This is a genomic window from Sphingomonas sp., from assembly GCF_031426035.1.
Taxonomy (GTDB): domain Bacteria; phylum Pseudomonadota; class Alphaproteobacteria; order Sphingomonadales; family Sphingomonadaceae; genus Sphingomicrobium.
On the sequence record NZ_JANPKO010000043.1, the window covers coordinates 1 to 25352 of the forward strand.

Below are 25352 nucleotides of genomic sequence, written 5' to 3' on the forward strand. Positions count from 1 at the left end.
TTGCCGGTCAGCGTGTCGGCGAACGCCGAGCCGATCAGATTCTCGACTGCCGTAAGCGTGTCGAACCCGGCGCCGAGCGTGTTCTGCGATGTGGCCAGCGCCAGGTTGACGGTGACCGCCGCGCTTGCCGCCGAATAGGTCGCAACGTCGATGCCGTTGCCGCCGTTGAGCAGGTCGTTGCCGAGCCCGCCGTCGAGCGCGTCGGCGCCCTCCCCGCCGATCAAATTGTCGTTGCCGTCGGCGCCGCGCAGGATGTCGTTGCCGTTGACCCCGTTGAACGTGTTGTTGCCCGCATCGCCGGACAGCGTGTCGGCGAAATTGGAGCCGCGCACGGCCTCGATTTCGGATAGCGTGTCGATTCCCGCGCCAAAGGTGTTCTGGCCTATGAGCACAGCGAGATCGACTGTCACGCCGGCCAGCGCGGACGTGTAATCCGCGATGTCGATGCCGCCGTTGCCGTCCAGCGTGTCGTTGCCGGTGCCGCCGGACAACGTGTCGCTCCCGCTGCCGCCACTGAGGCTGTCGTCGCCGGCATCCCCGAAGAGCTGGTTGGTGCCATTGGTTTCGCTGAGCGTATCGTTGCCCTCGCCACCCCGAAGAATGTCGTCGCCGGCGCCCAATTCGCTAATCGAATCATCCCCGACGCCGCCGTCGTAATAGTCGTTGCCGACGCCCGCTCCGAGGATTACGTCATTGCCGCCTTGACCGGGCAGGTTAGGGTCATCGCCATAGACGATGTCATTGCCGGCATTGCTGGCGATCGTGTCGTCACCGACACCCCCGTAGATTGTGTCGTTGCCGTTGAAACTGTTGATAGAATCATTGCCCGCGCCGCCGCGGGTAATGTCGTCGCCGTCGCCGTCAGAGCCGACGAAGTCGTCGCCCTCGCCGCCGTCCATGACATCGTTCCCGTCGCCGGCGTTGAAATTGTCGTTACCGATGCCGCCGAACAGCTGATCGTCGCCATCCCCTCCCGTAAGGTTGTCAGCGCCATCGTCTCCGAACAGCAGGTCATTGCCGGTGCCGCCAATTACCTCGTCGGCGCCGGTGCCGCCGTGAATGGTGTCGTTGTCGGCTCCGCCGTCGAGGTTGTCGCTGCCCGAGCCGCCATTGACCGTGTCGACACCCGCGCCTGCGTCAACGCTATCGTTGCCCGCACCGGCGTCGATGTCGTCATGACCCAGACCGCCGGTGAGGATGTCGGCCCCATCGTAGCCGGTGATGATGTCATCGTCTTCGCCGCCATCGATCGTGTCGTTGCCCTCTCCACCGGCAATAATGTCCAGCCCGGTGCCGCCCAAAATTGAGTCGTCGCCGTCGCCGCCATCGATCGTGTCGTTGCCGGAGCCGCCATCGATGGTGTCGACACCGTCGCCGCCGTCGATCGTGTCATTGCCCCCCAACCCATTGATCTCGTCGATAGACGGGGTGCCCACAAGGACATCGTCCGAGCCAGTTCCATTGATAAGGGCCATCGGAACCTCCTTCGCTTTCCGGCAACAGCGTATTTAACAGAATGTTAATGAGCTGTTCTTAGCGCAGATCCAGATCAGCACCAAGCCTTCGCGAGGGGGTCGCGGACTGTGTGGCTCGCGGCGACTTCCCTCGGTCCAGAGGGCGGGCTAGCAATGTCGGCCTATGCCAGGCTCACCCCCCGCCGGAGTCCGCGTTTCGCGCATGACCGAGGATACCGGTGCCCGCCGTGTCGAGGGCCAGGCCGGGGGGACCCCAGGATGATCGGTGTTACACGCCGCAGCTTTGTCGCCGGAGGGGTTGGGCTGGCCGGGTTGGGCGCCTGCTCAATGGGCAATGCGGCAAACGGTGGTCGCGTCGTCGAGGCGCGCCGGTTCGTCGATGCACTGGGCATCTGCACCCATCCCAACTGGCGCGACACCGCCTGGGGCAACAGCGATTGGGAGGCCGCCTTCCTCCATACCGGGGTCAAGTTCACGCGCGGTAAAATCGGTTCCGGACCGGCTGCGCGGGCGGCGTTGAAGGACCTGCGCAAATTGTTCGCCCGCGGCGTCAAGATTTGCGTGACCGTCCCCGAGGTGGTCGCGGGCCGGTTCGATTTGCCAGCGACCAAGGCCGCGCTGGATTTCCTCGCGAATGAAGTGGGCGCGCAAAACCTGTGCGGCATCGAGAGCGCGAACGAGTTCAACGATCGTGGCCGGCCGCCCGATTGGGCGCCGCAATTGCGCGGCTTCCAGCACTGGCTGCACCGCACCGTGCGGGCCAACCCGGCGTTCGACGGCATTCCCCTGATCGGCCCGTCGATCTGGCGCCGGCTGCCCCAGGACTATCTCGCGCTCGGCAATCTCGAGCCGGCGGTCGATCGCGGCTGCCTGCATTATTACACCGGCGGCCGGCGCCCGACGTGGACCGCGGTGCCCAGCCGCGGGATGGCCGGCGGGCGCGGGATCGAGCGGTCGTTGCGCCGATCGGTCGCCGACGCCCGCGTGGTGGCTCCGACCAGGCCGTTGTGGGCGACCGAATTCGGCTATGCCGTACGCGGCCCTGGGGCGGACGGGCAGGGCAACATCAGCGAGGCGGCCGCGGCGAAATATTTGGTCAGGGGCCTGTTCGACCTGTTCGGCGAAGGGGTCGAAAAGATCTTCATCTACGCGCTGCTCGACAACGCCCGGCAATCGCCGCGCCGCTATCACGGCCTGCTCGACGGCACGCTCAACGCGCGTACCTCGTTCGATGCGCTCCACAACCTGGTCACTGTGTTCGCCGAATCCGGATCGCGACCTTCAGCGGCGCCGATCGCACTTACCGTCGGCAACGACGCGATGGCGATCAAGCAGTGGATCTTCGCGCAGCGCGATGGCACCACGCTGTTGGCGATTTACCAGGATGTCGACAGCTACGATTTGCGCGCCGGCCGGGACGTCGCGGTCGGCGCGATCCCGGTCGAGCTCGGCCTCGCCCGGACGGCGCGCCGGGTCGAGGTGTATACGCCCACGTTTAGCCCGGTGGCCCAAAGCGTCCACGCCGCCGTGCGCAGCGTGACGGTCGCGGTGGGCGATCATGTCACAGTGGTAAAAATCACGCCCTGACCGCAGCCGGTGGCCGAGTTCCCAGCCGCCCTAGCAATCAGGTTTTGCGGCCGCCGACATCGTCCATGATCGATGTCGTGCTGGTGCCGCGCCAGTAGGGCAGGAACACCAGCTCGACGCCGTATTTGACCAAATCATCCTCGGTCATGCAGATCTGCTTGAGGTAGGACTCGCGCGGCCAGTCGTCGCCGTGCACCATGAACGACGGCTTGAAGCGCTCGACCATCGGCTTGAGGTCGAATGCATCGTAGATCACCGCGTCGGTCACGCAGCGGATCGCCTTGACGATGGCCAGCCGGTCCTCTTCGCAAAACACCGGGCGCCGTTTGTACTTGGCGACCATCTCGTCGCTGTTGACGCCGACATACAGCCGGTCGCCGAGCGCCGCTGCGCGCTTGAACAATTCCACATGCCCGCGGTGGAACAGGTCGAACACTCCGGATACAAATACCGCCTTGCCCTCGCCGCTCATGCATTGCCCCCAATCATCAATCGCTACTGTCGTCGCTCACCCTGCGCGAGAGGGGGCCGGCCTGCAAGCGGGGATGACGGCCGCGATCAGCCGGTCGGTCGCGCCGCCGTCGCGGTCGGCGTGGAACAGGCTGCCGATTTGCTCGCGGCGCGGGGCGTAGGAGTCCCGGTCCAGGCTCTCGGTGACCGACTCGCACAGCTGGTCGAAGGTCCGCACGATCGGGCCCGCCAGAAAATCTTCGACCGGATCCACCGAAAACCCCCTGGTGGCCTTATATTCATCGATGTCGGGGAACGCGATGATCACCGGCCGGTCGAGGATCAGATAGTCGACGTAGACCGATGATGCGTCGGTGATCAGGACGTCGGTGGCCCCCACCACGTCGTACAAGGACAGGCCGCGCGCGGACAAATCCGCGTCGCGCCAGATCCTGATCCGCTCGCCTTCCAGGCGATCGCCATACTCGGCGGCCATCGGGTGGGGCTTCGCAATGCACACGCAATTGTGCTGCTCGAGCAGGGCCGCGAAGGCCGCGACATCCATATCGTCCATCCCGAAAATGCTGTCGTGCGACACGCCGTCGGTGCGGATGATTCCGCGAACGCCCTGGCGGAAGGTCGGCAGCCACAGCAGCAATCGGGGCAGTCCGCCGCCGCTCATGCTAATGCCCATCGCGCGCTTGATTTCGGCGGACTTGGCCGCGGCGCGGACCATCACATCGTTGCGCGGCATGCCGGTGATCAACACCTCGCCCTCCGGTTTGTCGAACGCCTGCGCGACCAGCCGCGCGAAAAACGGGGACGTCGCAATCACGCGCGACGAATTGGGCGGCACACGCCCGATCATGTGGCCGATCCGCTTGAACGGCATCCCGTGCCAGACATTGACGCACGTCTGCGATTTCGGGGGATGCGGGCTGAGGTAAAGCCCGTGGGTGAAAAACACGTAGCGGGCTGTCAGGAAGTGCCACAATCCCCGCACGCTTCTCCTTCGGCAGATAGTCACATTGCCGCCGAACCTGCTTGCGTTTTGCCCTTCCTGGTCGAGGAGCAGCACGGTCTCGATCCCGTCCAGTCCCGACAGGCACCGCGTCAATTCCAATATGCTGTCCTCGCCATCCGGGAAGCCGGCCAGGACGACCTTTCCGCGCTGTTTCGGGAAGACCGCGTTCAACCAGCCAAGGACGCTGCGCGCCGCCGCAATCATCGCTTGCTTCACGTGCACCACCAGGCTCGACCTCGACGCAACTCGATCCCTTCCATTGCCGTAACTTGAGCCGCAGGACATGCTCCGGTAAAGGCGTAGCTGCCGCAATAGTTCGCGTCGATTCCCATTACTGGAGTGCGGGTCGCGGCATCAGGCTATGCCGTGGTGCAGCAAAAGGCTAATGTGCGGGCGCGCGGGGAGATCGTGGCTACAGACCACTACGATATTCTGGGGGTTTCCCCACAAGCGGACCGGGCGACCATTCGCGCGGCGTATGTCGGACTCATGCGCCTCTACCATCCCGATCGGAACCCCTCCCCCCAGGCTGCGGCGAAAGTTCGCGCGATTACGGCCGCGTACTCGGTGCTGAGCGTCGCGGCGCGGCGCGCGCGCTACGACCTCGAGCGGACGCGCGGGCGCGTGCTGCCACGGTGGCCCGAGCCGATCCGCCGCACCCGGCATTGGCACGCGCGATACCTTCGACAATTGAAGAAGCACCCGGCGATCGGCCGGCGCGCGCCATATTTTTGGGCGCCTGCTGGAGCGGCGTTCTTCGCCATGCTCGTGTGGGTGATGGTTCCAACCTATCCGATCGTCACGCAAGTGCCCGAGCGGGCCCATGAAAACACTCCCGCAGCGGCAGCGCGCAGCCTGGCTCCAACCTTGGCCAGCGCGACGCCGGACCCCCCATGCTCTTCGTCCGCGCCGTCCGCTCTGATCAAGCGCGAACTGTTTCGCCGCGCCGCGCAGATTCGCGGCAGCGACCAGGCCGCGTTCGCCAACCTCGCCGCGCATTCTTTCCTGCGCGTCGGCCAGCCGCTTGCCACCGGCCAGGGGTCGCGGACCAGCTGCAACGTGAAAATCTTCCTCGCGCTGCCGCCGGGCGTCGAGGCATGGGGCGAGCGGCGCAATTTGGAGGGGAATGTCGGCTATCCATCCCGCGGTAAGCCGGGCGAGCAGGCGCGCGAGCTGACATTCGTTTCCGCGCACGTCGTGGAGCTTCTTGCGACGATCGCCCAGGCGCCGTCCCGGCAGGTCGCCGCGGTTGAACCGCCGCCGCCACCGGTGCTCGCGGCGGCGGCGCCCCTGCCGCCGGTGGCCACGCCGCGCCCGCTGCTGGTGGAAGCGTCGGCACCGAAGCCGATGCCCGCGAGCGTGCTGCCGGCGCGTGCCGAGCAACCGCTGCGCGCCACGCACCAACGGACCAGCTTCAGCTGCCGGTCGGCGAAGAGTTGGGCTGCGAACACCGTCTGCACCAGCGCCAGCCTGGCAGTGCTCGACCGGGGTTTGGCCTCGCTCTACGGCGACTCGATCGCCCGGGCGCCGGCGTCGCGGCGAAACCAGCTGATCCAGGGCGACCGGCGTTTCCTCGCCTACCGCGATGGCTGCCGCAGCGAATCCTGCGTCCGCAGCGCCTATCTCACCCGGATCCAGGCGGTCCAGGCGATCATGGCCGACGGGCAGGCGGCGCGCTGACGCCGATTTCGGTTGGTTGCGACGTCAGTCGGAGTGACGGCGCAAGGTCGTGATCGGCCGCGCGTAGGACATGGCGTGCGTGGCGGCCAACGGATTGTCGGGAAAGCGCTGCTCGACCGCGATGACGCCGATTTGCCGCGCGAGGCTCTCGGGAATTCGCGCGGTCAAGCGGTATTCGAGCCCCTCGATATCGATTTTCAAAAGGTCGATCCGGCCGTGACGTTCAACGATCTCGGCGAGCACCGCGTTGGAGTCGCGACCCTCGACGGTGATCGTGGTGAGCTCGGAATGGCCAATGCCCCCGTAGCGCCCGGTCGGCTCCCATCCGAATTCCACCGGGCCGTCCTGCTCGGCAACGGCGACCTCGCGGATTTCGTAACGCTCGGCATAATCGGCCAGCTGCGCCTTCAGGCGAGCGACATTCTGCGCCAGTGGCTCGTGGCAGTACACAAAGGCGTCCGCGTTGCGCGACAGGAAGTAGAGGGCCGAAATCCCGATGTTGGAGCCAAAATCGACCACCACCTTCGCCCGTCGGTCGTCGCCGTAATCGCCGCGGAAAAAGATCTCGTTGATGGTCAGCAGGTCGTCCGGGACGTGCGCGGTGATGGAGACCGGCCGGGTCGGGGTCCGGATCCGAAAGGTGGCCGGGTAGCTGCCGGCGCTACGCACATAGCGGTTGAGGAAGTCGAGCGGCCGCGAGCAGTTGCGCAGGACTTTGAGCACGCCTGAATAATTGGCCGGGTTGGCGATCGCGCGGATGGCCGCCGCGGCCGAGCGTTTGTGATGGAATGCCAATGGGTTCTTCCTGCATGACCGCGCCTCTCCCGCATCCTTATGCGCAACTACCGCCGTAAACCAGCAGGCCGGTTGCGGCCGTCCTCAAACCGGACAACCGTCCGCGTGGCCGGAACCGCTAGAAATTGGAAACTAGGATTTCGCTGCCGCGGTTTACGGCGAGTCGAGTCCGAATTGCGATCACCGGCATTGCGGGCCACGCCCGGGGCCTTGCGTTGGCGCGCCGGGCAAGGTCGATTGGTGCCGGGGGGACAATGCCGAAATCAAGGTTGGGATCTGTGGCGGCCGCCGGCGTGCTGGCGGCAATCGTGATGGCGGCGCCAGCGCCGGCCTTGGCGCGCGTGGTCGATGACGGCGCGCTCTTCCCGGCCCGCGTGCTCGCCGCCCACAATGCGGCGCGGGCGCAGGCCGGCATGCCAAGGCTGCAATGGGATAACCAGCTCGGGATCGCGGCGGCGCGCTACGCGGTGCAGCTGGCGATGACCAATTCGTTTCGGCACAGCAGTGCCCGCAGCCGCGGAGCGGCCGGAGAAAATCTGTGGATGGGCACGCGCGGCGCCTTCTCGGTCGATGCCATGATCGGCGGTTGGACGGCGGAACGAAGCGCCTTTCGCGCCGGCACCTTCCCGGCGGTCAGCCGGACCGGCAACTGGCACGACGTCGGGCATTACACCCAGATGGTGTGGCCGGGCACGCAGCGGGTCGGCTGCGCATTGGCCACCAACGCCCGCAATCATTATCTCGTCTGTCGCTATTGGCCGGCCGGGAACGTCCACGGAGTGGCGGTCCGCCCGGCGGTGGAGATGGCTGCCCGCAGGTAGCCGGTGATGCCGGGGCAACAGTTTTCGATTGCACCGGGCGGTGCTCGTGATAGCTTGGCGCGAGGGGGCCCTATGCGTCGCACCATTACATTCCTGATCGCGCTGACCGTGCCGTCGGCTTCGCTTGCGGCCAATTGGGTATTCGTCGCCAATTGCGGAGAAAGCGACCAGGTTCGCGCTTATTCCTACGACCGCGATTCCGTGCGGCGCTCGGGGGACTCGACGCAGGTGCGGATCAAGGGCGATTACTCGAAGGCCGCGGGCTCGCAATCCAAAGAGGCGCGCATCCTGTGGTCGTTCGATTGCGCCAGCCGCACGTTCGTCGAGCGCTCCCGGGCGGAATATGGCGCGCGCGGCAAGATCGTGATGAACTACAAAAAGCCCACCGCGCGGATGGGGATCGCACCCGAGAGCATCGCCGAAAAAGTCCGCTCGATCGTTTGCGTGTAAGGCGGCGCGACTCCGCCGCCGACCCGATTTAACAATCCTTTAACATCCATCCGGCAAGCCTCGATTTGAGGTGGTTATGCCGGTCATTGCAGCACGTACTTCGAAGTCGGCCCTGCGCGAGCGCCGCGCGTCACCGCGCCGCCGGCTCTGCCTCGAGGTCCAGGCGGAGATATCTCCGGGATGCTGGACGGACGTGATCATCCACAACCTCTCCCGGTCCGGGTTTGTAATGGAGGCGGCGGGGTCGCCGGCAATCGGCACGCGCATTCACCTGCGCCTCCTCAATGATCCGGTCGCGGCACGGCTAATCTGGAATTGCAGGGCTCATTCCGGCTGCGAGTTCGAGCGTCCGCTGTCCAGTCCCGCGCTCAGCGCAACACTGCTGAAGTCACGCCCGGCGACGGCGGCCGAGGGGTTGCCGCCGCGCCTTCACTTCGACCCGCAGGGGGAAGCCGCGGCAGTGGCAAGCGCGGCACGGCCGGCGCGGATGAGCGGCGTGGGCGTGGCGATTGCCGCTTCGGCGCTGCTGTGGGCAGGGGCCGCCGCGCTAATTCTCTAAACGTCAGGCGAGAGCAGCGCATAACTTAACCGTCGTGCGCTGGAATTGCGTCCGCCGGTCGGCGCGAGCCTAGCCGCGTTCGCCCGGCGGCAAGGTCACGGCCGAGGGCAGCCAACGCGACCGCACCGCGCACCTGCTCAACAGGTCGACCGGCTGGCCGGCCTGGAACGGGGCGGTGTAGGCATAACAGTCGAAGGTCCCCGCCGTGGTCAGGCAAAGCTCGCCGTTGGCCGCGGTCCATGTCGCCGGAACCACCTTGGCGCCCGATGGCGAGCTGATCCGCGCCACCCCGTTGGGCTCGAACGTGATGATGTTGGTGACACCGTTGGTTTGCACCTGGACCTGTTGGCCGGTGATCTCGCTGCCCGGAACCCACTGCGCCGAGGCGGCCGATGCAATCATGAGCGGGACCAGCGCCGCTGCTAACCTGAAAACCATGCCAGCATTCCCTTCCGATTAGGTTACCTGGTTAACGATAATTAAACAAACTACTCCGCTGTCATGTTCCCGGAGTCAACCTCGAAGTGGGCTTAAGCGGGATCTTGGAAGGGCAGTCCCGTTCTGGGACAAACACACGCAGTTACCCACAATGGGTTGCACATCGTTAACCCAGCGTATTACAACGATGCGACAATCATAGGTTAATGCTCGGATGAACAAGCTTTCGGCGACAGGGGCTAGGGCGCGTTCAAAGGCGCTCTTCGCCGGCAACGATGACGCCGGCGTTCGGCTGCTCGCTGGCACCATGCCGTTTGCCCGGTCGGCGGAACACAATCGGGTCAGCTTCCTGGCACTGATCTTCGCCATCGACTGCCTGTGCATCCTGTTCGGGTTCACCGCGGCGGGTGCCATCCGGTTCGGCTCGCCGATCGAGGAGCAGGGCCTGCGCACGCTGGCGGTGGTGCTGCCGATGTTCGTCGTGCTGGCAAGCCACAACGGCGCCTATTCGCTCGAGTCGCTCGAACGGCCGTCGCTCGGCATTCGCCGCTCGATGCGGGCGCTGCTGTATGCCTGCGCGGTCGCGATCGCGCTGCTCTTCTCGCTCAAGTGGAGCAACCAGTTTTCGCGTGTGATCTTTGGCTTGGGAATGCTGACCTCGCTCGGCACGCTTGCGCTGGTGCGCTGGAACATCGGCCAGTATCTGGGACATAAGCACCATTGGACGTTTCGCACCAGGCTGGTGATCGCCGACAGCGTTTCGGTCACGCCCAACCGCGGCGACTGCATCGTGTTTGCCGACCAGCTCGGCATCACGCCGGGCGAGGACGACCCCCTGATCCGCCATCGCCTCGGCGAAATGCTCGAGCGCTTCGACAGCGTCGTCCTGGCCTGTCCGCCCGAGCGCAGGCGCCAATGGTCGTACTCGCTTCAGGGCTGCGCGGTCGACGTCGAAGTGCTGATGCCCGAACTGTCGCGGCTCGGCGCTGTCGAGCTGAGAATGCTGCACGGCGAACCGACACTGGTGATCAGCAGCCGCCCCATGCTGCTTGGCGACCGCGCGTTGAAGCGGGCCGTGGACATCGTCGTCGCGACAACTGCACTGGTGTTGCTCGCCCCGGTCATGGTGATCGTCGCCGTCGCGCTCAAACTGGAATCGCCCGGCCCGATATTCTTCCGGCAACCGCGCGTCGGGCAGAACAACCGCATGTTCAATCTGCTCAAATTCCGCAGCATGCGTGCCGAGTTCGCCGATCATGGCGGGTCGCTCTCGACGGCCCGCAACGATGAGCGGGTGACCGTGGTGGGCCGGTTCATCCGGCGCACCAGCCTCGACGAGTTGCCGCAGTTGTTCAATGTGCTGTCGGGCGAGATGAGCATCGTCGGCCCGCGTCCGCACGCGATCGGATCGACCGCCGAGGACGCCCTGTTCTGGCAGATCGACCGCCGCTATTTCCAGCGGCATGCGATCAAGCCGGGCATCACCGGCCTCGCCCAGGTGCGCGGTTTCCGGGGTGCCACGGACCACCGGGACGACCTCACCAACCGGCTGCAATGCGACCTCGAATACGTCATCGGCTGGACGATTTGGCGCGATCTCAAGATCATGGCGGGGACGTTTCTTGTGCTCGTCCATCCGCGGGCGTTCTAATCCGGGACCAGGCGAGGGTCGCGGTTGCAGCGCTAGCCACCGACCCCCTGTCTCCCGCACCCGCGCGCCTGATCGCAAGCCGTCGCGCAAGCTTCGGCACGGTGCCGACGACGGCTTGGCGGTAAGCCCGGCGTGACCGACAAACCGCCGGACCATTACGAAATCCTGGGTGTCAGCCGCACCGCGACCGCGCACGAAATCCGGGCGGCGTATTTGGCGCTGATGAAGCGCTATCATCCGGACACCGCGCCCCGCGCACGCCGTGCCGCGGATTTCGTCTCGGTCCTCAATGGCTGTTACGCGATACTCAGGAACCCGGCGACCCGGACCGAGTACGACCGCGCACTGCAAGGCCACTCCCCGACGGCGGTCCTGGCGATGCGCGACCAGCCGCTCCCGCGCAGTTCGCGGCGGGCAACGGAAGCGGTGCTGCTGGCCAGCCTGGTCGGCCTCAGCGTCTTTGCGCTGTTCCTCAATCCAACCTTTAAGCAGGATACCCAGGCCTTGGCCGCGCGGGCCGGCGGCTGGATCACGTCCGGGCCGGGCTTATCGGCAAGGCAGCCGAGGACAGCGCTGCCAAGTCCCTCAACGACGAAGCGCATGGCCGAGCTTGCCCGGACACTGCCGGCCGACCGCGCGGAGCAGTTCAGCCGGCGCTGCTTCGCACTCTCCGCCCGGCAGCCCCAACCCGGGCTCGCCGATGCCTGCGTCCTGTTCGATGTCGCCTTCCTGTACTGGCAAAAAGTCCCGGGATCGCCGGCCTTGCCCGCCTATTTTGCCGATGGCGTGTTCGACAACCGCCATCGCGAAGCAATGTCAGACTATGGCAGGGCCGGCGAATCGCGCTTGATCAGCTTGCGGGAGATGGCCTTCCGGGGCCTGATGCACAGCCTCGAGGAACTCAGACCGCCGGGTGGAGAAGTGCCGCTGCGGCCCGGGCCATCCCTCCAAAAAGGGAGCTAGAGGGCTGCCGGGCACAGGAATCGTCCAGAAAACTGGTTCATAACGGGACAGGAACAGAAGCTTGTAGACAACGTTACTGAAATGAGTAAGTTACGCGTTAATTCCGAGTCTACGGAGTGCAGGTTAATGAAAAAGATAGTCTCAGCGATTGCCGGCATCTCCCTTATCAGCGCGCCCGCGGCCGCGCAGGTCAGGCCGACCGATTGCGTACCAGTGCTGCCCATCATGGATGACGTGGCCGCTGTAGCCCCGTTGGATGTCGTCGCGGAGTCTGTCGTGCCCGCCGCGGCTCGCCGCAGCTTGTTCGGACTGCCGCTGCTTCTCCCGCTGCTCGCCGCCGGCGGCGTCGGGGCCCTGATCGGCGACGATGACGACGATGACGACGACGACGATGTGGTGAGCCCCGCTTAAGCGGTCACATCGTTTCCAGCGTCCATCCCGGGCCGCCGCTGGCAAACGCCCGCGTCGTGCCAGTCCGGATCGCGGGGGCATCATAAGCGACCGCAGGTTGGGGCCGTTCAATCGGGGACAACGCCGCAATTGCTGGGGCGCTGCGACCGGGGTCCGCATCGAGTCGCGCCATCCGCCGGGCCGCCTGCACCGTCGCTATCCGCCGACCGAAACCCGGGTGGTCAAGCGAGAAGCTCCACCACATCCGGCGCCGCGCATGCTCCAGGAACGACTGGCTGCCGCCGGGCTCGAAGCCGGCCTTGGCCATCAGGCGAACGGCGAAACGGTCCGCCTCGATCTCGTCGCGCTTGACGCTCGAGAACCCCAGGATCCCCTTCGCGCCGGCACCGCCAAGAGCATGGCCCAAAATGTTGTGGGCCATCTCGTGCGCGATGACGAACGACATTTCGTCGTCGTTGCGTGAGAACTTCGCCATGCCGGTCGTGACCAGGATATTCCGGCCGTCGGCCCAGGCGTTCAAGGCCGACGATGTCATGATGGTGAGCTTGCCGCCGCAGCCTGGTTGGGCGCGCAGTGGCAGGCGGATCAGGCTGCCGGCGCGGCGAATGACAAGCGATGTGTCGCCCCGCTTCAGCGCGGCGTTCACGATTGAGTGGAACTGGTCCATGCGCTGGAACGACTTGGCGCGTTGATGGGCGGCAGGATCCTCGACGCTGAACCGGCCGACCGACAGGATCTCGTCGTCGACGCGCAGGCCGGCCTCCGCCGCGACACTCCCCGGGACAATGGCGAGCACGCCGAAGCCGCGGTTGACCGAAAACGCCCGCGCCACCGCAGGCCGGATCGAGCGATCGTATCGCGTCAGGTCGTGGAGGACCATGCCGGTGGTCATCTCGCCTGCGCCGCACAGATCGCTGTTCGCCGCCGCGATGCGGTAGGCAATCGCTGCCAGGCGGACTTCCTGCGCGGCCAGGGTCCGGATCGAGACCGGTTTTGCCGCGGCCGGCGAGCTCAATGGCACGGTCGCCAAGGCGACCGCCGCGATTACGATCTTGCCGAAGGACGTGCCCATGGTACCGCTCCTGGTGAAGCGGTGGTTGTGCGTGACAGAGGTTACCAAGCCGTTAGTTTTAAGTCGGCCACGGTGCCCGGGGAGTGAGCCCCGCCTGGCGTCAGGCCAGGACCGGGGCGGGGGCGGCAAAGTTGCGGTAGCGGGGGGAAGCCATGACGATCAATCGTGACCTGAAGGCGATCGGAATCCTTCTTGCCCTGTCGCTCGCGCTGGGGGGGTCGGGGCTGTCGTTCCCGCGGCTGAACCTGTGCTTGCAGATCGCGGCCCTGGCGGTTGCCGCCTACCTGATATCTACACCGCGCGAGTGGCGCTTCCCGCGACTGACCTGGGTCGCGCTGGGGCTGGTCGGTGCGATCCTCGCGCTTCCGCTGCTGCAGTTGATCCCGTTACCGCCACCGATCTGGACCAGTCTGTCGGGGCGCGCGGTGCCGGCCGATCTCGACGCGCTGCTCGGCGCCGCGCAGTGGCGGCCGCTGAGCCTGGACGTCGAGCGGACTGTCAGGTCGTTCGTCACATTATTGCCCGCCGCGGTGGTGTTCACCGGGTCGTTGTTCCTGCGCCGCAGCGACCGCGCCCAGTTGCTGTGGGTGGTGGTGGCCGTGGCCCTGGCCAGCGCGTTGCTGGGCATCGTGCAGGTGGCGACCGGCGGGTGGCTGACGCCTTATCCCTCCGGGCACACCGGGCACGCGACGGGGCTGTTCGTCAACCGCAACCATAATGCCGCTTTGCTGCTCGTTGCCATGCCCGTCGCGGCGGCGCTGGCGGCCAGCCAGATCGTCCGCGGCATGCCCCAGGCGCCGTGGATCGCGGCCAGTGCGGCCGCCGTGGTCGTGCTGGTGACCGGCGTCCTCGGCACGACGTCGCGGATGGGGTTCGTGCTCTTGCCGCTGGCGCTCGCGGCGTCGCTGGCCTTGTTGTTCTACGGCCGCGCCCGCTGGACCCTGGTGACGGCGGCGGCGGGCGGCATCGCGGCGCTGGCGATCCCGCTGGTTGCCAGCGACCGCTTCGACCGGGTCGTAGCGCGCTTCGCCGGGTTCGACGACCCGCGGCTCGATTACTGGACGGACATCCAGTGGGCGCTCGATTATTACGGGCTGGCCGGAACCGGGTTCGGGACCTTCATTCCGGTGTACAAATCCGCCGAGAGCCTGGACGCGGTGGTGCCCAAGCTCACCAATCACGCGCATAACGATTACCTCGAAATCATGCTCGACGGGGGCGTGCCGGCGATCCTCCTGCTCGTCGCCGTCCTCGGGTTGCTGGCGATCGCGGCCTATGGCGCGCTTCGCGCCCAGGCGCGGCCCGCGCAAAAACCGGTGACGATCGCCGCCGCGACCGGACTCGTGATTCTGCTCGCGGCCTCGGTCGTCGATTACCCGGTGCGGATGCCCGCGCTGTCGGCGCTGTTCGCTTTGTGCGGCGCGCTGCTGATGCCATCGCGAGGCGCCGGATCGCCCGCGGCGGCGGCCGCTGCAAACCGTCCGCGGCTAGCCACGGTCGGGCGCTACGGCTGGGTCGCCGGCCTGGCGATCGTCGGCGCTTTGCTGGTCGTGGTCGTCCAGGCCGGAATGTCGAGCCATGCCCTGCGCGCCGGGCAATCCCAGGCCGCCCTGAGGTGGGCCGGGTGGTCGACCGAAGCCCATGAACGCCTGGCCACGCGCGCCCTGCTTCGCAACCAGCCCGGCGACGCGCTCGCCCACGGCTATGCGGCGGCTCGCCTGTCGCCGATCAGCGCGTCCGCCATTCGCTCGATCGGCCTCGCCCGCCTCTCCCAGGGCGCGGCGGGATCCGGCAATGGCGTGATGCAATTGGCGGTCGTGCTCGGCTGGCGCGACCCATACACGCAATTGTGGGCGATCGACGCCGCCAGGCGTTCGGCCGAACCGGCCAAGGCGCTCCAGCGGGCCGAGGCCTTGTTCCGCCAGCAAGCCCTGGTCGCGCCGGCCACCAGCCTGCTGCTCGACACGCCGCCGGGCACCCAGTTCGTGCCGCTGCTTGCGCAGCAGCTCGCGCGCCGGCCCGACTGGCGGGCCACGGTGTTCGCTGCCAGCGCCGAGCTGCCACCGGCCCAGTTCGACAATTGGCTGCGGCTGGTCGCGCTGCTCGGGAGGAGCCGGGCGCCGGTCACGATCGACGAAGGGCAGCCGTTGCTCGCAGCGCTCCTCGCCCAGGGCAACACCGAGCAGGCGCAGCGGCTATGGGCGCTGCTGCACCCGGGCGGCAATCTTATCGCCAATGGCGGCTTCGACGCCGCGGACCCGCGCCGGGGGCCGGGCTTCCCGGCCTATTGGCATGTCCCGGCCCGGAACCGGTCGGCGGTGACGGTCGACGAGGGCGGATCCGGGCCCGGCGGCCGGGCGCTCCACGTCCGCTCCCCGACTCATCCGCTGGTGGTGCAGCAGACGCTCCTCCTGCGGCCGGGCAGTTACGAGTTTACCTATCGGGCCCGCGCTCCCGGCGGCGCCTCGCCAGTGCTGCAATGGGAACTCCAGTGCGTCGGCTCGGGCCTCCGCCAGAGCCGCCCTGCGACTGTCGCTGCGACCGGAAATTGGCAGCAAATCAGCGCTATATTCACCGTTCCAATACGGGACTGTCCAATCCAGAGACTGGCGTTCACGGCGTCCGGTGCCATGCCTGTGGACAATGTTTGGATCGACTCAATCAGGCTCGCTTCAACCGGCGGTTAACCTCCAATATAGTTATTTTTGGAATACCAACGGTTTACAGCTATGATTGAGTAGCGGTCGAATCCGGAGGGGTTTCCGATGAAATATGCGGTGCTGGCGATTGTCGCGATGATCCTGGCCGGTTGCGGCGCGGGCAGCCAGGTCGGGCCCAATCTTTCGGCCGGGTCGGATGCCTATAAAGTCATTCCGGCGGGCGAGGCCGCGGGGCAGGTCGCCAGCGACTACCGCATCGGCGCGCTCGACGCGCTCGACGTCACCGTGTTCCAGGAACCCGAGCTGTCCTCCAAGGGCCTGCAGGTGGATGCCTCGGGACGGGTCGCTTTTCCGCTCGTCGGCAGCGTCGAGGCGAAAGGCAAGACCGCCTCCCAGATCGCGCGCGAGCTGGAGCAGATGTACGCGGCGAAGTATCTCAAGGACCCGCAGGTGACCGTGACGGTCTCGACCTCGGTGTCCCAAAAAGTGTCGATCCAGGGCGAGGTCGCCGAGCCCGGCGTGTACCCGCTCAACGGGCCGACCACGCTGCTCGACGTAATCTCGATGGCCAAGGGCGAAACCGAAGTGGCGTCGCTCAACCAGATCGTCGTTTTCCGCAACGTCAACGGGCAGCGCATGGGCGCGGTATTCGACGTTGCCAGCATTCGCCGCGGGGAATCCGATGACCCGGTGATCCAGGGCAACGACCTGGTGGTGGTCGGCTATTCGGCCGCCGGGCGCTTCTGGCGCAACGTGCGGACCGCCGCGCCGCTGCTCAACGTCTTCCGACCCGTATTGTAATTTGAGCGCCCAAGGAGCTCGATCATGAACGCGACACATCAAGATGCACTCGAGGGGCCCGGCAACCGGTTGCCGGCTCTGGCGGAGAGCGCGAACCCGCTCACCCCGCAGTTCATGTACGGCCCGGAGCCGGCCGACTCGTTCGACCTGCGCAAAATCTGGTCGGCGGTGTGGCGCAACCGCCTGCTCATCGCGCTCATCCTGGCGGCCAGCGTCGTGCTTGGCCTGCTCAGCTTGTTCCTCACCGATCCGACCTACCGCGCGACGGCCAGCGTCGAGATCAACAACCAGCCGATCAAGGTGCTCGGCACGGAGGATTTCCAGGCCGTCGGCGGGGCGCAGGAAACCGACCGGTTGCTGCAGACCCAGATCGACATCCTGCGCAGCAGGGCGCTGGCGGAGCGGGTCGCCGCCGACCTCGCGCTGGACAAGGGGACCGCCTTCCTCGCGGCGCAGGGCGTGGAGCCCAAGGCCGGTATCAAGGGCGAACAGGTGATCGGCGCGCTCAAGGACAATCTGGTGGTTTCCTTGCCGCGCAACACGCGGGTGGTTCCGGTCAGCTTCGACAGCAGCGATCCCAAGCTCGCCGCGAGGGTTGCCAACCGCTACGTCCAGAACCTCATTTCGGGCAATCTCCAGCGGCATTTCGACACCTCGACCTACTCCAAGGATTTCCTTCAGAAGCAGCTCCAGCTGACCAAGGTGCGGCTGGAAGATTCCGAGCGCGCCTTGCTCGGCTATGCCCGCTCGGTCGGGCTGGTCGATCCCAGCGCCGGCGGCGGCGACCCCAACAACCCCAACAACAGCGCGCCGCGCTCGCTCACCAGCGCCAATTTGATCGACCTCAACCAGTCGCTCGCGGCAACTCGGGCGGCGCGCATCCAGGCCGAGGGCCGGTGGCGCGCGGCGTCGGCCACCCCGACCATGAACTTGCCGGAAGTGCTCGGCAACTCGGCCATCCAGCAGATGACCCAGCGTCGCGCGGAACTGCAGTCGCTGTACGAGCAGGAGCTGCAGCGGCGCATGCCGGACCACCCCTCGGTCAAGCAGGCCGCGGCGGCGATCCGCGAACTCGACCGGCAGATCTCGACGCTCGCCTCGGGCATTCGCAATTCGATCCGCAACCAGTACGACATCACCGTCAACCAGGAAGCGCAGCTGGCGGGAACCGTCAGCCAGTTGAAGGGCGCGACGCTGGCCGAGCAACAGCTGGGCATCCGCTACAATATCCTGAAGCGCGAGGTGGATACCAACCGCGAGCTCTATAACGGGCTGCTCCAGCGCTATAAGGAAGTCAGCGCCGAAGCCGGTGCCACCTCGAACAACATTTCGATCATCGATCGCGCGGAGCCGCCACTGCTGCCGATTTCCCCGCGGCCGTTCGTCAATCTGACGATTGCCATGCTGCTCGGCCTGTTCGCGGCGGCGGCGGTGGTACTCATCCGCGAGCTGTTCCAGGATGGCGTCCGCGCACCCGACCAGGTCGAAGAGCGGTTCGGCGTGCCGCTGCTCGGGCATGTGCCGCGGGTCACCGGCGGGGCCGTCACGGCGGCCGAACTGGCCGACCCCGGCTCGCACATCTCCGAGGCCTATCAGGGCATTCGAGCGTCGGTCGAGCTGTCGACCGAAGCCGGGACCCCCAAGACCATGCTGGTGACCAGCAGCCGGCCGGGCGAGGGCAAGTCGACCACCGCGCTGGTGATGGCGCGCGACGCGGCGAAGGCCGGGCGCAAGGTGCTGCTGATCGACGCGGACATGCGCCGCCCGTCGCTGCACCGGCTGTTGAACTTGCGCCAGGACCCGGGCTTGAGCAGCTTCCTGACCGGCCAGATCCTCGTCGAATCGATCATTCACGAGACCGATACGCCGGGCCTGTCGTTCATCCCCGCGGGACCCAAGCCGCCCAGTCCGGCCGAGCTCGTGTCGGGCGCCGGCATTCGCACGTTGCTGCGGTATCTGGGCGAACAATACGACCAGATCATCATCGACAGCCCGCCGGTTCTGGGCCTTGCCGATGCGCCGCGCCTGGCGTCGATTGTCGACGGCACCTTGCTGGTGATCGAAGCCAACAAGTCGCAACGCGGCGCGATCGACGGCGCGGTGCGCCGGCTCAACGCGGCGCGCGGCCACATCATCGGTGCCGTGCTCGTCAAGTTCGACGTCGCCAAGGCCGACTTCGGCTCGAGCTACCTGCTGGATTATTATGGCTACGGCGATTTCAAAGACGGCGAGGCCGGGCCGGGCTCGACAGCTCCGCAAGCCGCGTGACTCGGTGGGCGCCAGTGCGACCCCGGCGGAACGCCCCCGCGTGCTCCACGTGGCGCAGGCGTTCGCCGGGGGCATTGCGTCCTATCTGGAAGAACTTGCCGACTACCAAAAGGAGCAGTTCGGGCGGTCCAATGTCGCGTTCGTCGTCCCGGCGCACGCCCCGCGCTTCGCCCGGCTCGACCCTGCGCAACTGATCTGCTTCAAGTCGGCCTCCCGGCGGCCGGCGGCGCTGGTCGATTTCGCACGGCAGGCGGACGCCGCGATTGCGCGCTTTAAGCCCAATGTCGTCCACCTCCATTCGTCGTTCGCCGGGGCAATCGTGCGCAGCCTGCTCGCCATGCGGTCGGCGCGGCCGCACATCGTCTACTGCCCCCACGGCTGGGCCTTCGGGATGGACATTTCGCCGGCCAAGAAAGCGGGCTACGCGTTCCTCGAGCGCCGGCTGGCACGCGCCACCGACACGATCCTCGTCAACAGCCGCTCCGAATTCGAGCTCGGCGCCCAGTTCGGCCTGCCGCTCGACAAGATGCGGGTCGTCGCCAACGGCATCGGCTCGGCACCGCCGCTCCAACGGCCGGTTCGCTCCGGTCCCTTGCGCATCGCGTTCATCGGCCGGCACGACCGTCAGAAGGGCCTCGACATCCTGCTCGATGCCGTTCGCCGCTTCCCCCTCAGCCATATCCAGTTCGATATCGTGGGAGACCGCATCCTCGCGCCTGCCGGGCGCGGCTCGGCGGTCGCGGGCGACAACATTACCTGCCACGGCTGGCTCAAGCGGAGCGAGATTACCGCCCTGCTGGCCAACGTCGACGCGGTGGTGATGCCGTCGCGCTGGGAGGCGTTCGGCCTGGTCGCCATCGAAGCGATGAGGGCCGGCGTGCCGGTCATCGCCAGCGATCGCGGCGCGCTGCCCGAGGTGGTCGAGAACGGCGCCACCGGCTTCATCTTCAAGCTCGATGACCCCGATGCGCTCGGCGTGCTGCTGGGCAGCCTGACCCGCCAGCAGCTCGCCGACCTCGGCCCCGCCGCCCGCAAGCGGTGGGAAACGCAGTTCATGGCGGATCGCATGAATGCCTTGATCGGAGACACCTACGCCCACGTCCTCACGCAAGCCCACTGTGGCCGGACGGCCGCGGCACCAATCGGCGACCGCGGTGCGCTCGCCCCGGGGGCGCAAGGGTAAGCGATGTTGCCCAACTGGATCATCATCGGCGTGCCCAAGGCCTCGACCAGCTCGCTGTTCCGCTGGCTCGCCGACCATCCCCGCGCCGCGGGGTCGGAGAACAAGGAAACCTATTATTTCGTCGATCCGGGCACCCACATGTTCAGTTCCGACTCCAACGTGCGCAACCACGGCCTTGCCGGGTACGAAGCGCTGTTCGCTCATTGCGACCCGTCGTCGGCCGTCATCCTCGAGGCAACGCCGAGCTACATCTATTCGGATACCGCCTTGCAAGAGCTGCCCAAGCTTCCGGGCAAGCCGTCCTTCATCGTCGTGCTGCGCGAGCCCGTTGCCCAGCTGCGATCGCTGCATGCCTATTTCCAGCAGAATTGGAGCTGGATTCCGGCCGACATGCCGTTTGGCGACTTCATCGCGGCGGTCGATGCCGGCCACGCCGCATTTCGCGGCAACGAGCTGGCCGAAAACGCGCTCGCCAACGCGTGGTACAGTGATCACCTGCGCCGCTGGACCGCGGCCGCGGGCGCCGAGCGCCTCGAGATCGTCCTGTTCGAGGACCTCGTCGACGACAGCCGCCGGGTCATGCAGCGCCTGGCCGGGCGCATGGGCATCGACCCGGGCTTCTATGACTCGTATGAGTTTCCGATCGAAAACTCGACCTATGTTGCGCGCAGCGCGCTGCTCCAGAGCCTCAACATTCGTCTCCGCGCGCATTTGCCGCGCGGCAGGATCTATCCGCTCCTGCGCAAGGCCTATCGGGCGATCAACACGCGCCGTCCGGCCAGCGCGGACCGCGACGTCGAGTGCGAACGAATGCTTGCCGCGCGCTTCGCGCCGATGATCGACGAGCTCGAGCGGGAGTTCGGGCTGGATCTGACCAAGTGGCGCCATCCCGTACCGCGCGGACAGGCCGGTGCAGTGGCGGAACGGCAGCCTGTCGCGGCGCCGGCAGCGGTCGCCGGACTCGACCAGGCGGGGGCTGCCGCGGCGCAGCCGGTGGGCCGGTGACGCAGCCCGCCGAGCATCTGTCGCAACCGGCAAGCCCGGCCGCCGGCGGGGACCCGCGCGCGCACAACAAATTGCGCCTCGGCTCGTCGATCCTCTACGCGGTCGGCGGCCAGTTCGGCTATTTGCTGACGCAGATGATCATCCTCGCCGCGCTGGCCCGCCTGAGAGGGCCGGAAGCGGTCGGCGAATTCGGGGTGGCGCTGGCCCTCACCACGCCGTTCTTCATGTTCGCCAACATGGCCGGGAAGAGCAGCCAGGCGAGCGATGTCACGCAACGCTATTCATTCGCCGAATACGCCGGGCTGACGGCATTTTCCGCCACGGTCGCGGCGGCAGCCTCGATCGCGACCGGCCTGCTGCTCGCCAGCGGCGGCGCGCTGCAGATCGTGGTGATCGTCGCGCTTGCCAAGATTTTCGAGGCGGTCAGCAATCTCGCTTACGGGACGTACCAGCAATTCGGCCGCGTCGACCGGCTCGCCGCCTCGCTGGTGTTCCGCGGCGCGGTCACGGTGCCGGCGTTCGTCGGCATGCTGCTGCTCGGCTTCTCGACGGGGCTCGCGTTCACCGCCCAGCTGCTGGTGTGGAGCATGGTCGCGCTGCTGGTCGATTATCCGCGGGCAAGCCGGATGGCTTCGGGCCGCGTGGTGATGCCGAGCGCGCGCGTGGTGCGGCTGGCGCGACTGACGCGGGAGACCGCGCCGCTCGGCGCGAGCTACCTGCTCAACTCGCTGCTGGTCAGTTTGCCGCGGATGGCCGTGGAGCGGTCGCTTGGGCTGTCCGCGGTTGGCCTGCTGACGGTGGTCAATTACTTCCAGCAGGCCGGGACCGTGCTCGCCGGGTCGATTTCGCAGATGCTGGTCAACCGCTTTGCCCGCCTCCGTCATGCCAATGCCGAGCACGAGCTGCGCAGCAGCAAATTGGCGATCTTCGCGCTTGCGGCGGTATGTTCGGTCGCCGGCCTGGGCCTGGCGTACTTTGCTGGCGAATGGATCCTGCGGACGTTCTTCGGAGCCGCGTTCGGCGCCGCGCACGAGCTGCTGGTGCTGGTCATGGTGGCGGTTAGCGCGAAGCTGTTCAGCATGGTGCCGCACAGCCAGCTGCACGCCGAGCGCCGGTTCAATTTCCTGCTCGTGCGCGAACTCGCGACGGTCATCGTGTGCGCGCTCCTGCTGGCCATACTTGTCCCCCGCGCTGGCCTGCTCGGCGCCGGTTACGCGATTGTCGGCGCATCGCTGTTCCGTCTCGCGGTGATGACCGCGGCCAGCCTGTTCCGGGCGCGCGGACGCGTGCCTGCCGAGGCGCTGCAACCCGGGCTCGATGCGGCGGGGGCGTCGTGAATATCCTGTCCTCCCCCGACCAGTTCGAACCGCAGCGCGGCACGCTGTCCGCGGTCGTGATCCTCAACGATTTCGGGTGGGTCAACGGCGGCCAGTCGCAAGTGGCGATCGAGTCGGCGCTGCAGCTCAAGCTGCGCGGGCTCGACGTCCATTTCGTTGCCGGCCGGGGGCCGCTCGACGAGCGCCTGGTTGCCGCCGGCATTGCCTGCCACCTGGCCGGGAGCCACGACATATTGTCCGACCCGTCGCGGTCCCGCGCCGCGGTGACCGGCATCTGGAACGCCGCGGCCGCGCGCACGCTCGGCGATTGCCTCGCGTCGCTCGATCTCGCCACCACCGCGATCCACGTCCACGGCTGGGCCAAGGCGCTGTCGCCCAGCATCGGTCCCGTCGTCACGGGCTCGCAAGCGGCGCACGTCTACACGCTGCACGAATATTTCCTGGCGTGCCCCAATGGCGGTTTCTACAATTACCAGACCGGCGCGATCTGCCGGCTGCGCGCGCTTGGCGCGCAGTGCCTCGCGACCAATTGCGACGCTCGCGGCTACCATCACAAATTGTGGCGCGCAGCGCGCCAGGCGGTGCTGTGGAACGCCGGGCGCATGCCCCGCGACTTGCGCGAGATCATCTATTTGGCGCCCGAGCAACTGGACATCATGGGCCCGTACGTGCCGCCCCAAGCGAACTGGCACTTCCTGCCCAACCCGGCCGGGCCGCGGCCGGCCCAGCGCATGGCCGCCGAGCACAACCAAACCTATTTGTTCGTCGGCCGGCTTTCGCCCGAAAAGGGCGCGGTAGTGGCGGCGCGGGCGGCGGCTGACGCCGGCGTGCCGATCGCGTTTTGCGGGGACGGCGAGGAACGCGACGCGGTCCTCAGCGCCAACCCACAGGCGCAAATGCTCGGCTGGCTTGGCCAGGACGAACTCGCGGCGTGGATGCAGCGGGCACGCTGCCTCGTGTTCCCCAGCCTGTGGTATGAAACCTACGGCCTGGTCGTGGCGGACGCGCTGCGCATCGGCCTGCCGGTCCTCGTATCGCGCAGCTGCGTCGCGGCGTCGCTGCTCGAGCACGGCATCAGTGGCGAGCTTGTGCCGGCGGGCGACGTCCAGGCGTGGGCCGCCGCACTGAGCCGTCTGCGGTCGGATGAGCTGACGGCAGCCTACAGCGAAGGCGCTTTCACGCGTGGCCAAGGCTTGCCGGGGCAAGCCGAGTACACCTCGCGCCTGATCGAAATCTACACCAGCGCGATCGACCGGAAACAGCGAGGCCCGGCGCCGCAGCTGAGCGAGGCAATTCAATGATTGCGGCCATTTTCAATCCGGCGACGATCCTGCTCGCCACCTTGTGCGTGCATTGGGTCGCCTTCGGCTCGTCCGGGCCGCTGGCGATCAAGCTGCCTTATCTGGCGTTGGGCCTGGTGATCCTGTTCGCAGCATCGGGGCCGCGTAAGCTCGCCGCCTGCGCCAAGTTCGTTCGCGACAACGCGCTCTGGCTGGTTCCGTTCGCGGTGTATCTGGCGCTGACCAGCATCGTGTTGCGCGGATCGCCGGTCGAGGGGATGGCGCCGCGCCAGATCTTCTTCCTGGTCGGGACGGTCGCGTTCGCGGGCTGCATCGCGACCAGCCGCCGCCTGCCGCACATATTCCGGATCGGCGCGGTGGTCGGTCTGGCAGTGTTCGTCGCCGCCATGGAATTGCTGGCGCGCAAGATCGGCCTGAGCTGGGCCGACGCCGTTTCGCGCTTCCTCGCCGGCGACTTCAATTTCGTCATGTTCTCGTTCTTCCGCGGCGTCTTCAACGCCCTCGATCCGACTGGCGACGTAACCCTCAGCGCCTCGACCAAGAACGCCACGGCGGTGTCCCTACTGGTGCTCGCGCTGCTGTTCCGCGGCGGTTCCGCCAATCCGCCGCGCGACATCGCGGGCATCGCCTTCCTCGGCTTCGCCATGGCGTTGCTGATCATGTTGAACACGCGATCGGTGCTGATCGTCGCGGGTCTCAGCATGGTGATGGCGACCGGCATCGGCGCGCTGATCCGGCCGGTGCATAACTTCCCGCTGTTCGTCCTCAAGTTCGGTGCGCTGCTCCTGATCCTCATCACCATCGTGATGATCCTGCCGACCGAAGGTGCATCGGACGCGTTGAGCACGCGGTTCACCTTTGACGATTATTCGGCGGCGTCGCGGGTCGAGCAATTCCAGCTCGCTTTGGCCCAGATCGAAAAGGAGCCGGTCACCGGCACCGGTTATTTCGAGGTCGACGGCCACGTCATCCACAATCTGTTCCTGGCGGCGTGGGTCCATGCCGGCATCGGGGCGTTTGTCCTGGTGGTGCTGTTTTACGTGGCGCTGATCGCGCGCTGGGTGATGCTGATTGCAGCGGTCGCGGCGCGGCCGGACCGCTGGGTCATCCCGATCGCGTTCGAGTGGATCGCGCCGCTGCCGATCCTGCCGCTGTTCCGGGTGTGGTTGTCGGGCGATGCCGGCCACCCGTTCCTCGGCGAGTGGATCGCCGTCGGTGCTTTCCTCGGCTGCGTCGTCGCGAATGACTTGATGCGCCGCCGCCTGGCGGGGTTGCAGCTGGCCGCGAACGGCCAAGGAGTTTCACCGGCGCCGCACACTTCCCGCCCGGTCCCGGCTTCCCGCCAACACGCCGCGAAGCGGCACACGGCGCCCGCCGCCGACGCCGGGCATCGGCTCTGGCGGGGCGCCGACAGGTGATCA

Annotated in this window: 22 protein-coding genes; 16 read left to right on the forward strand and 6 right to left on the reverse strand. The window is 66.9% G+C overall.

Annotated features, from left to right (window positions below; translation table 11 throughout):
• A partial coding sequence (locus RMP08_RS02590; RefSeq protein WP_310467412.1) for a calcium-binding protein occupies window positions 1-1475 on the reverse strand: 1475 nt, incomplete at its 3' end.
• Window positions 1476-1802: 327 nt separating this feature from the next.
• On the opposite strand from RMP08_RS02590, the gene RMP08_RS02595 reads away from it, so the two are divergent.
• Window positions 1803-3062, forward strand: a complete 1260-nt coding sequence (locus RMP08_RS02595) for a hypothetical protein (RefSeq protein WP_310467413.1) — start codon at window positions 1803-1805, stop codon at window positions 3060-3062.
• 37 nt (window positions 3063-3099) lie between these two features.
• Here RMP08_RS02595 and RMP08_RS02600 read toward each other — a convergent pair whose 3' ends face one another.
• Together RMP08_RS02600 and RMP08_RS02605 are read right to left on the reverse strand one after the other, a co-directional pair.
• Entirely contained in the window at window positions 3100-3534 is a 435-nt protein-coding gene (locus RMP08_RS02600; RefSeq protein WP_310467414.1) for an adenylyltransferase/cytidyltransferase family protein, read from the reverse strand.
• A 36-nt stretch (window positions 3535-3570) separates the two neighbouring features.
• Window positions 3571-4752 (reverse strand): CDP-glycerol glycerophosphotransferase family protein, encoded by a 1182-nt coding sequence (locus RMP08_RS02605; protein WP_310467415.1) that lies wholly within the window; start codon window positions 4750-4752, stop codon window positions 3571-3573.
• Window positions 4753-4902: 150 nt separating this feature from the next.
• Between RMP08_RS02605 and RMP08_RS02610 the strand changes: the two genes are divergently transcribed.
• Window positions 4903-6216 carry a DnaJ domain-containing protein gene (locus tag RMP08_RS02610; protein WP_310467416.1) on the forward strand — a complete coding sequence of 438 codons (1314 nt, stop codon included), beginning with the start codon at window positions 4903-4905 and terminating at the stop codon, window positions 6214-6216.
• A 24-nt stretch (window positions 6217-6240) separates the two neighbouring features.
• Here RMP08_RS02610 and RMP08_RS02615 read toward each other — a convergent pair whose 3' ends face one another.
• Window positions 6241-6939 carry an FkbM family methyltransferase gene (locus tag RMP08_RS02615; RefSeq protein ID WP_310467417.1) on the reverse strand — a complete coding sequence of 233 codons (699 nt, stop codon included), beginning with the start codon at window positions 6937-6939 and terminating at the stop codon, window positions 6241-6243.
• A gap of 350 nt (window positions 6940-7289) precedes the next feature.
• Here RMP08_RS02615 and RMP08_RS02620 point away from each other — a divergent pair, with 350 nt between their 5' ends.
• From RMP08_RS02620 to RMP08_RS02630, 3 genes are all read left to right on the forward strand, one after another.
• Window positions 7290-7832 (forward strand): CAP domain-containing protein, encoded by a 543-nt coding sequence (locus RMP08_RS02620; protein WP_310467418.1) that lies wholly within the window; start codon window positions 7290-7292, stop codon window positions 7830-7832.
• A 72-nt stretch (window positions 7833-7904) separates the two neighbouring features.
• A complete protein-coding gene (locus RMP08_RS02625; protein WP_310467419.1) occupies window positions 7905-8282 on the forward strand; it encodes a surface-adhesin E family protein in 378 nt (125 codons plus the stop codon).
• Between the two features lie 76 nt (window positions 8283-8358).
• Window positions 8359-8841 carry a hypothetical protein gene (locus RMP08_RS02630; protein WP_310467420.1) on the forward strand — a complete coding sequence of 161 codons (483 nt, stop codon included), beginning with the start codon at window positions 8359-8361 and terminating at the stop codon, window positions 8839-8841.
• A gap of 69 nt (window positions 8842-8910) precedes the next feature.
• Here RMP08_RS02630 and RMP08_RS02635 read toward each other — a convergent pair whose 3' ends face one another.
• The gene (locus RMP08_RS02635; protein ID WP_310467421.1) at window positions 8911-9279 is read right to left on the reverse strand and encodes a hypothetical protein; all 369 of its coding nucleotides are present in this window, start codon (window positions 9277-9279) and stop codon (window positions 8911-8913) included.
• A gap of 214 nt (window positions 9280-9493) precedes the next feature.
• Between RMP08_RS02635 and RMP08_RS02640 the strand changes: the two genes are divergently transcribed.
• The 3 genes from RMP08_RS02640 to RMP08_RS02650 all read left to right on the forward strand — a co-directional run bounded on the left by RMP08_RS02640 (window position 9494) and on the right by RMP08_RS02650 (window position 12304).
• Entirely contained in the window at window positions 9494-10930 is a 1437-nt protein-coding gene (locus RMP08_RS02640) for a sugar transferase (RefSeq protein ID WP_310467422.1), read from the forward strand.
• Between the two features lie 132 nt (window positions 10931-11062).
• The gene (locus tag RMP08_RS02645) at window positions 11063-11893 is read left to right on the forward strand and encodes a J domain-containing protein (RefSeq protein WP_310467423.1); all 831 of its coding nucleotides are present in this window, start codon (window positions 11063-11065) and stop codon (window positions 11891-11893) included.
• A gap of 126 nt (window positions 11894-12019) precedes the next feature.
• Entirely contained in the window at window positions 12020-12304 is a 285-nt protein-coding gene (locus RMP08_RS02650) for a hypothetical protein (protein WP_310467424.1), read from the forward strand.
• Between the two features lie 4 nt (window positions 12305-12308).
• Here the strand turns inward: RMP08_RS02650 and RMP08_RS02655 are convergent, their stop codons facing one another.
• Window positions 12309-13376, reverse strand: coding sequence for a M48 family metallopeptidase (locus tag RMP08_RS02655; RefSeq protein ID WP_310467425.1), 1068 nt, complete (start codon window positions 13374-13376; stop codon window positions 12309-12311).
• A gap of 152 nt (window positions 13377-13528) precedes the next feature.
• Between RMP08_RS02655 and RMP08_RS02660 the strand changes: the two genes are divergently transcribed.
• The 8 genes from RMP08_RS02660 (at window position 13529) to RMP08_RS02695 (ending at window position 25349) form a co-directional block, all read left to right on the forward strand.
• On the forward strand, window positions 13529-16063 hold the full coding sequence (locus RMP08_RS02660; RefSeq protein ID WP_310467427.1) for an O-antigen ligase family protein: 2535 nt from the start codon (window positions 13529-13531) through the stop codon (window positions 16061-16063).
• A gap of 78 nt (window positions 16064-16141) precedes the next feature.
• A complete protein-coding gene (locus RMP08_RS02665) occupies window positions 16142-16837 on the forward strand; it encodes a polysaccharide biosynthesis/export family protein (RefSeq protein WP_310467428.1) in 696 nt (231 codons plus the stop codon).
• 24 nt (window positions 16838-16861) lie between these two features.
• Window positions 16862-19105: a polysaccharide biosynthesis tyrosine autokinase gene (locus RMP08_RS02670; RefSeq protein WP_310467430.1), complete on the forward strand. Its 2244-nt coding sequence runs from the start codon at window positions 16862-16864 to the stop codon at window positions 19103-19105.
• A 4-nt stretch (window positions 19106-19109) separates the two neighbouring features.
• Window positions 19110-20288 carry a glycosyltransferase gene (locus RMP08_RS02675; protein WP_310467431.1) on the forward strand — a complete coding sequence of 393 codons (1179 nt, stop codon included), beginning with the start codon at window positions 19110-19112 and terminating at the stop codon, window positions 20286-20288.
• Between the two features lie 3 nt (window positions 20289-20291).
• On the forward strand, window positions 20292-21293 hold the full coding sequence (locus tag RMP08_RS02680; protein WP_310467432.1) for a hypothetical protein: 1002 nt from the start codon (window positions 20292-20294) through the stop codon (window positions 21291-21293).
• The gene (locus RMP08_RS02685) at window positions 21290-22630 is read left to right on the forward strand and encodes a lipopolysaccharide biosynthesis protein (protein WP_310467433.1); all 1341 of its coding nucleotides are present in this window, start codon (window positions 21290-21292) and stop codon (window positions 22628-22630) included. Before RMP08_RS02680 ends, RMP08_RS02685 begins: the two co-directional genes overlap by 4 nt.
• Window positions 22627-23931, forward strand: coding sequence for a glycosyltransferase (locus tag RMP08_RS02690; protein ID WP_310467434.1), 1305 nt, complete (start codon window positions 22627-22629; stop codon window positions 23929-23931). The genes RMP08_RS02685 and RMP08_RS02690 overlap by 4 nt, the downstream gene beginning before the upstream one ends.
• A complete protein-coding gene (locus RMP08_RS02695) occupies window positions 23928-25349 on the forward strand; it encodes a hypothetical protein (RefSeq protein ID WP_310467435.1) in 1422 nt (473 codons plus the stop codon). Before RMP08_RS02690 ends, RMP08_RS02695 begins: the two co-directional genes overlap by 4 nt.
• Window positions 25350-25352 lie beyond the last annotated feature (3 nt).

What these genes read in the sequence shown, in the direction of transcription:
- RMP08_RS02640 (WP_310467422.1), top strand. Translation starts at nt 9,494, where the DNA reads ATGAACAAGCTTTCGGCGACAGGGGCTAGGGCGCGTTCAAAGGCGCTC.
- RMP08_RS02660 (WP_310467427.1), top strand. Translation starts at nt 13,529, where the DNA reads ATGACGATCAATCGTGACCTGAAGGCGATCGGAATCCTTCTTGCCCTG.
- RMP08_RS02595 (WP_310467413.1), top strand. Translation starts at nt 1,803, where the DNA reads ATGGGCAATGCGGCAAACGGTGGTCGCGTCGTCGAGGCGCGCCGGTTC.
- RMP08_RS02650 (WP_310467424.1), top strand. Translation starts at nt 12,020, where the DNA reads ATGAAAAAGATAGTCTCAGCGATTGCCGGCATCTCCCTTATCAGCGCG.
- RMP08_RS02655 (WP_310467425.1), bottom strand. Translation starts at nt 13,376, where the DNA reads ATGGGCACGTCCTTCGGCAAGATCGTAATCGCGGCGGTCGCCTTGGCG.
- RMP08_RS02600 (WP_310467414.1), bottom strand. Translation starts at nt 3,534, where the DNA reads ATGAGCGGCGAGGGCAAGGCGGTATTTGTATCCGGAGTGTTCGACCTG.
- RMP08_RS02635 (WP_310467421.1), bottom strand. Translation starts at nt 9,279, where the DNA reads ATGGTTTTCAGGTTAGCAGCGGCGCTGGTCCCGCTCATGATTGCATCG.
- RMP08_RS02665 (WP_310467428.1), top strand. Translation starts at nt 16,142, where the DNA reads ATGAAATATGCGGTGCTGGCGATTGTCGCGATGATCCTGGCCGGTTGC.
- RMP08_RS02670 (WP_310467430.1), top strand. Translation starts at nt 16,862, where the DNA reads ATGAACGCGACACATCAAGATGCACTCGAGGGGCCCGGCAACCGGTTG.
- RMP08_RS02630 (WP_310467420.1), top strand. Translation starts at nt 8,359, where the DNA reads ATGCCGGTCATTGCAGCACGTACTTCGAAGTCGGCCCTGCGCGAGCGC.
- RMP08_RS02680 (WP_310467432.1), top strand. Translation starts at nt 20,292, where the DNA reads ATGTTGCCCAACTGGATCATCATCGGCGTGCCCAAGGCCTCGACCAGC.
- RMP08_RS02695 (WP_310467435.1), top strand. Translation starts at nt 23,928, where the DNA reads ATGATTGCGGCCATTTTCAATCCGGCGACGATCCTGCTCGCCACCTTG.
- RMP08_RS02625 (WP_310467419.1), top strand. Translation starts at nt 7,905, where the DNA reads ATGCGTCGCACCATTACATTCCTGATCGCGCTGACCGTGCCGTCGGCT.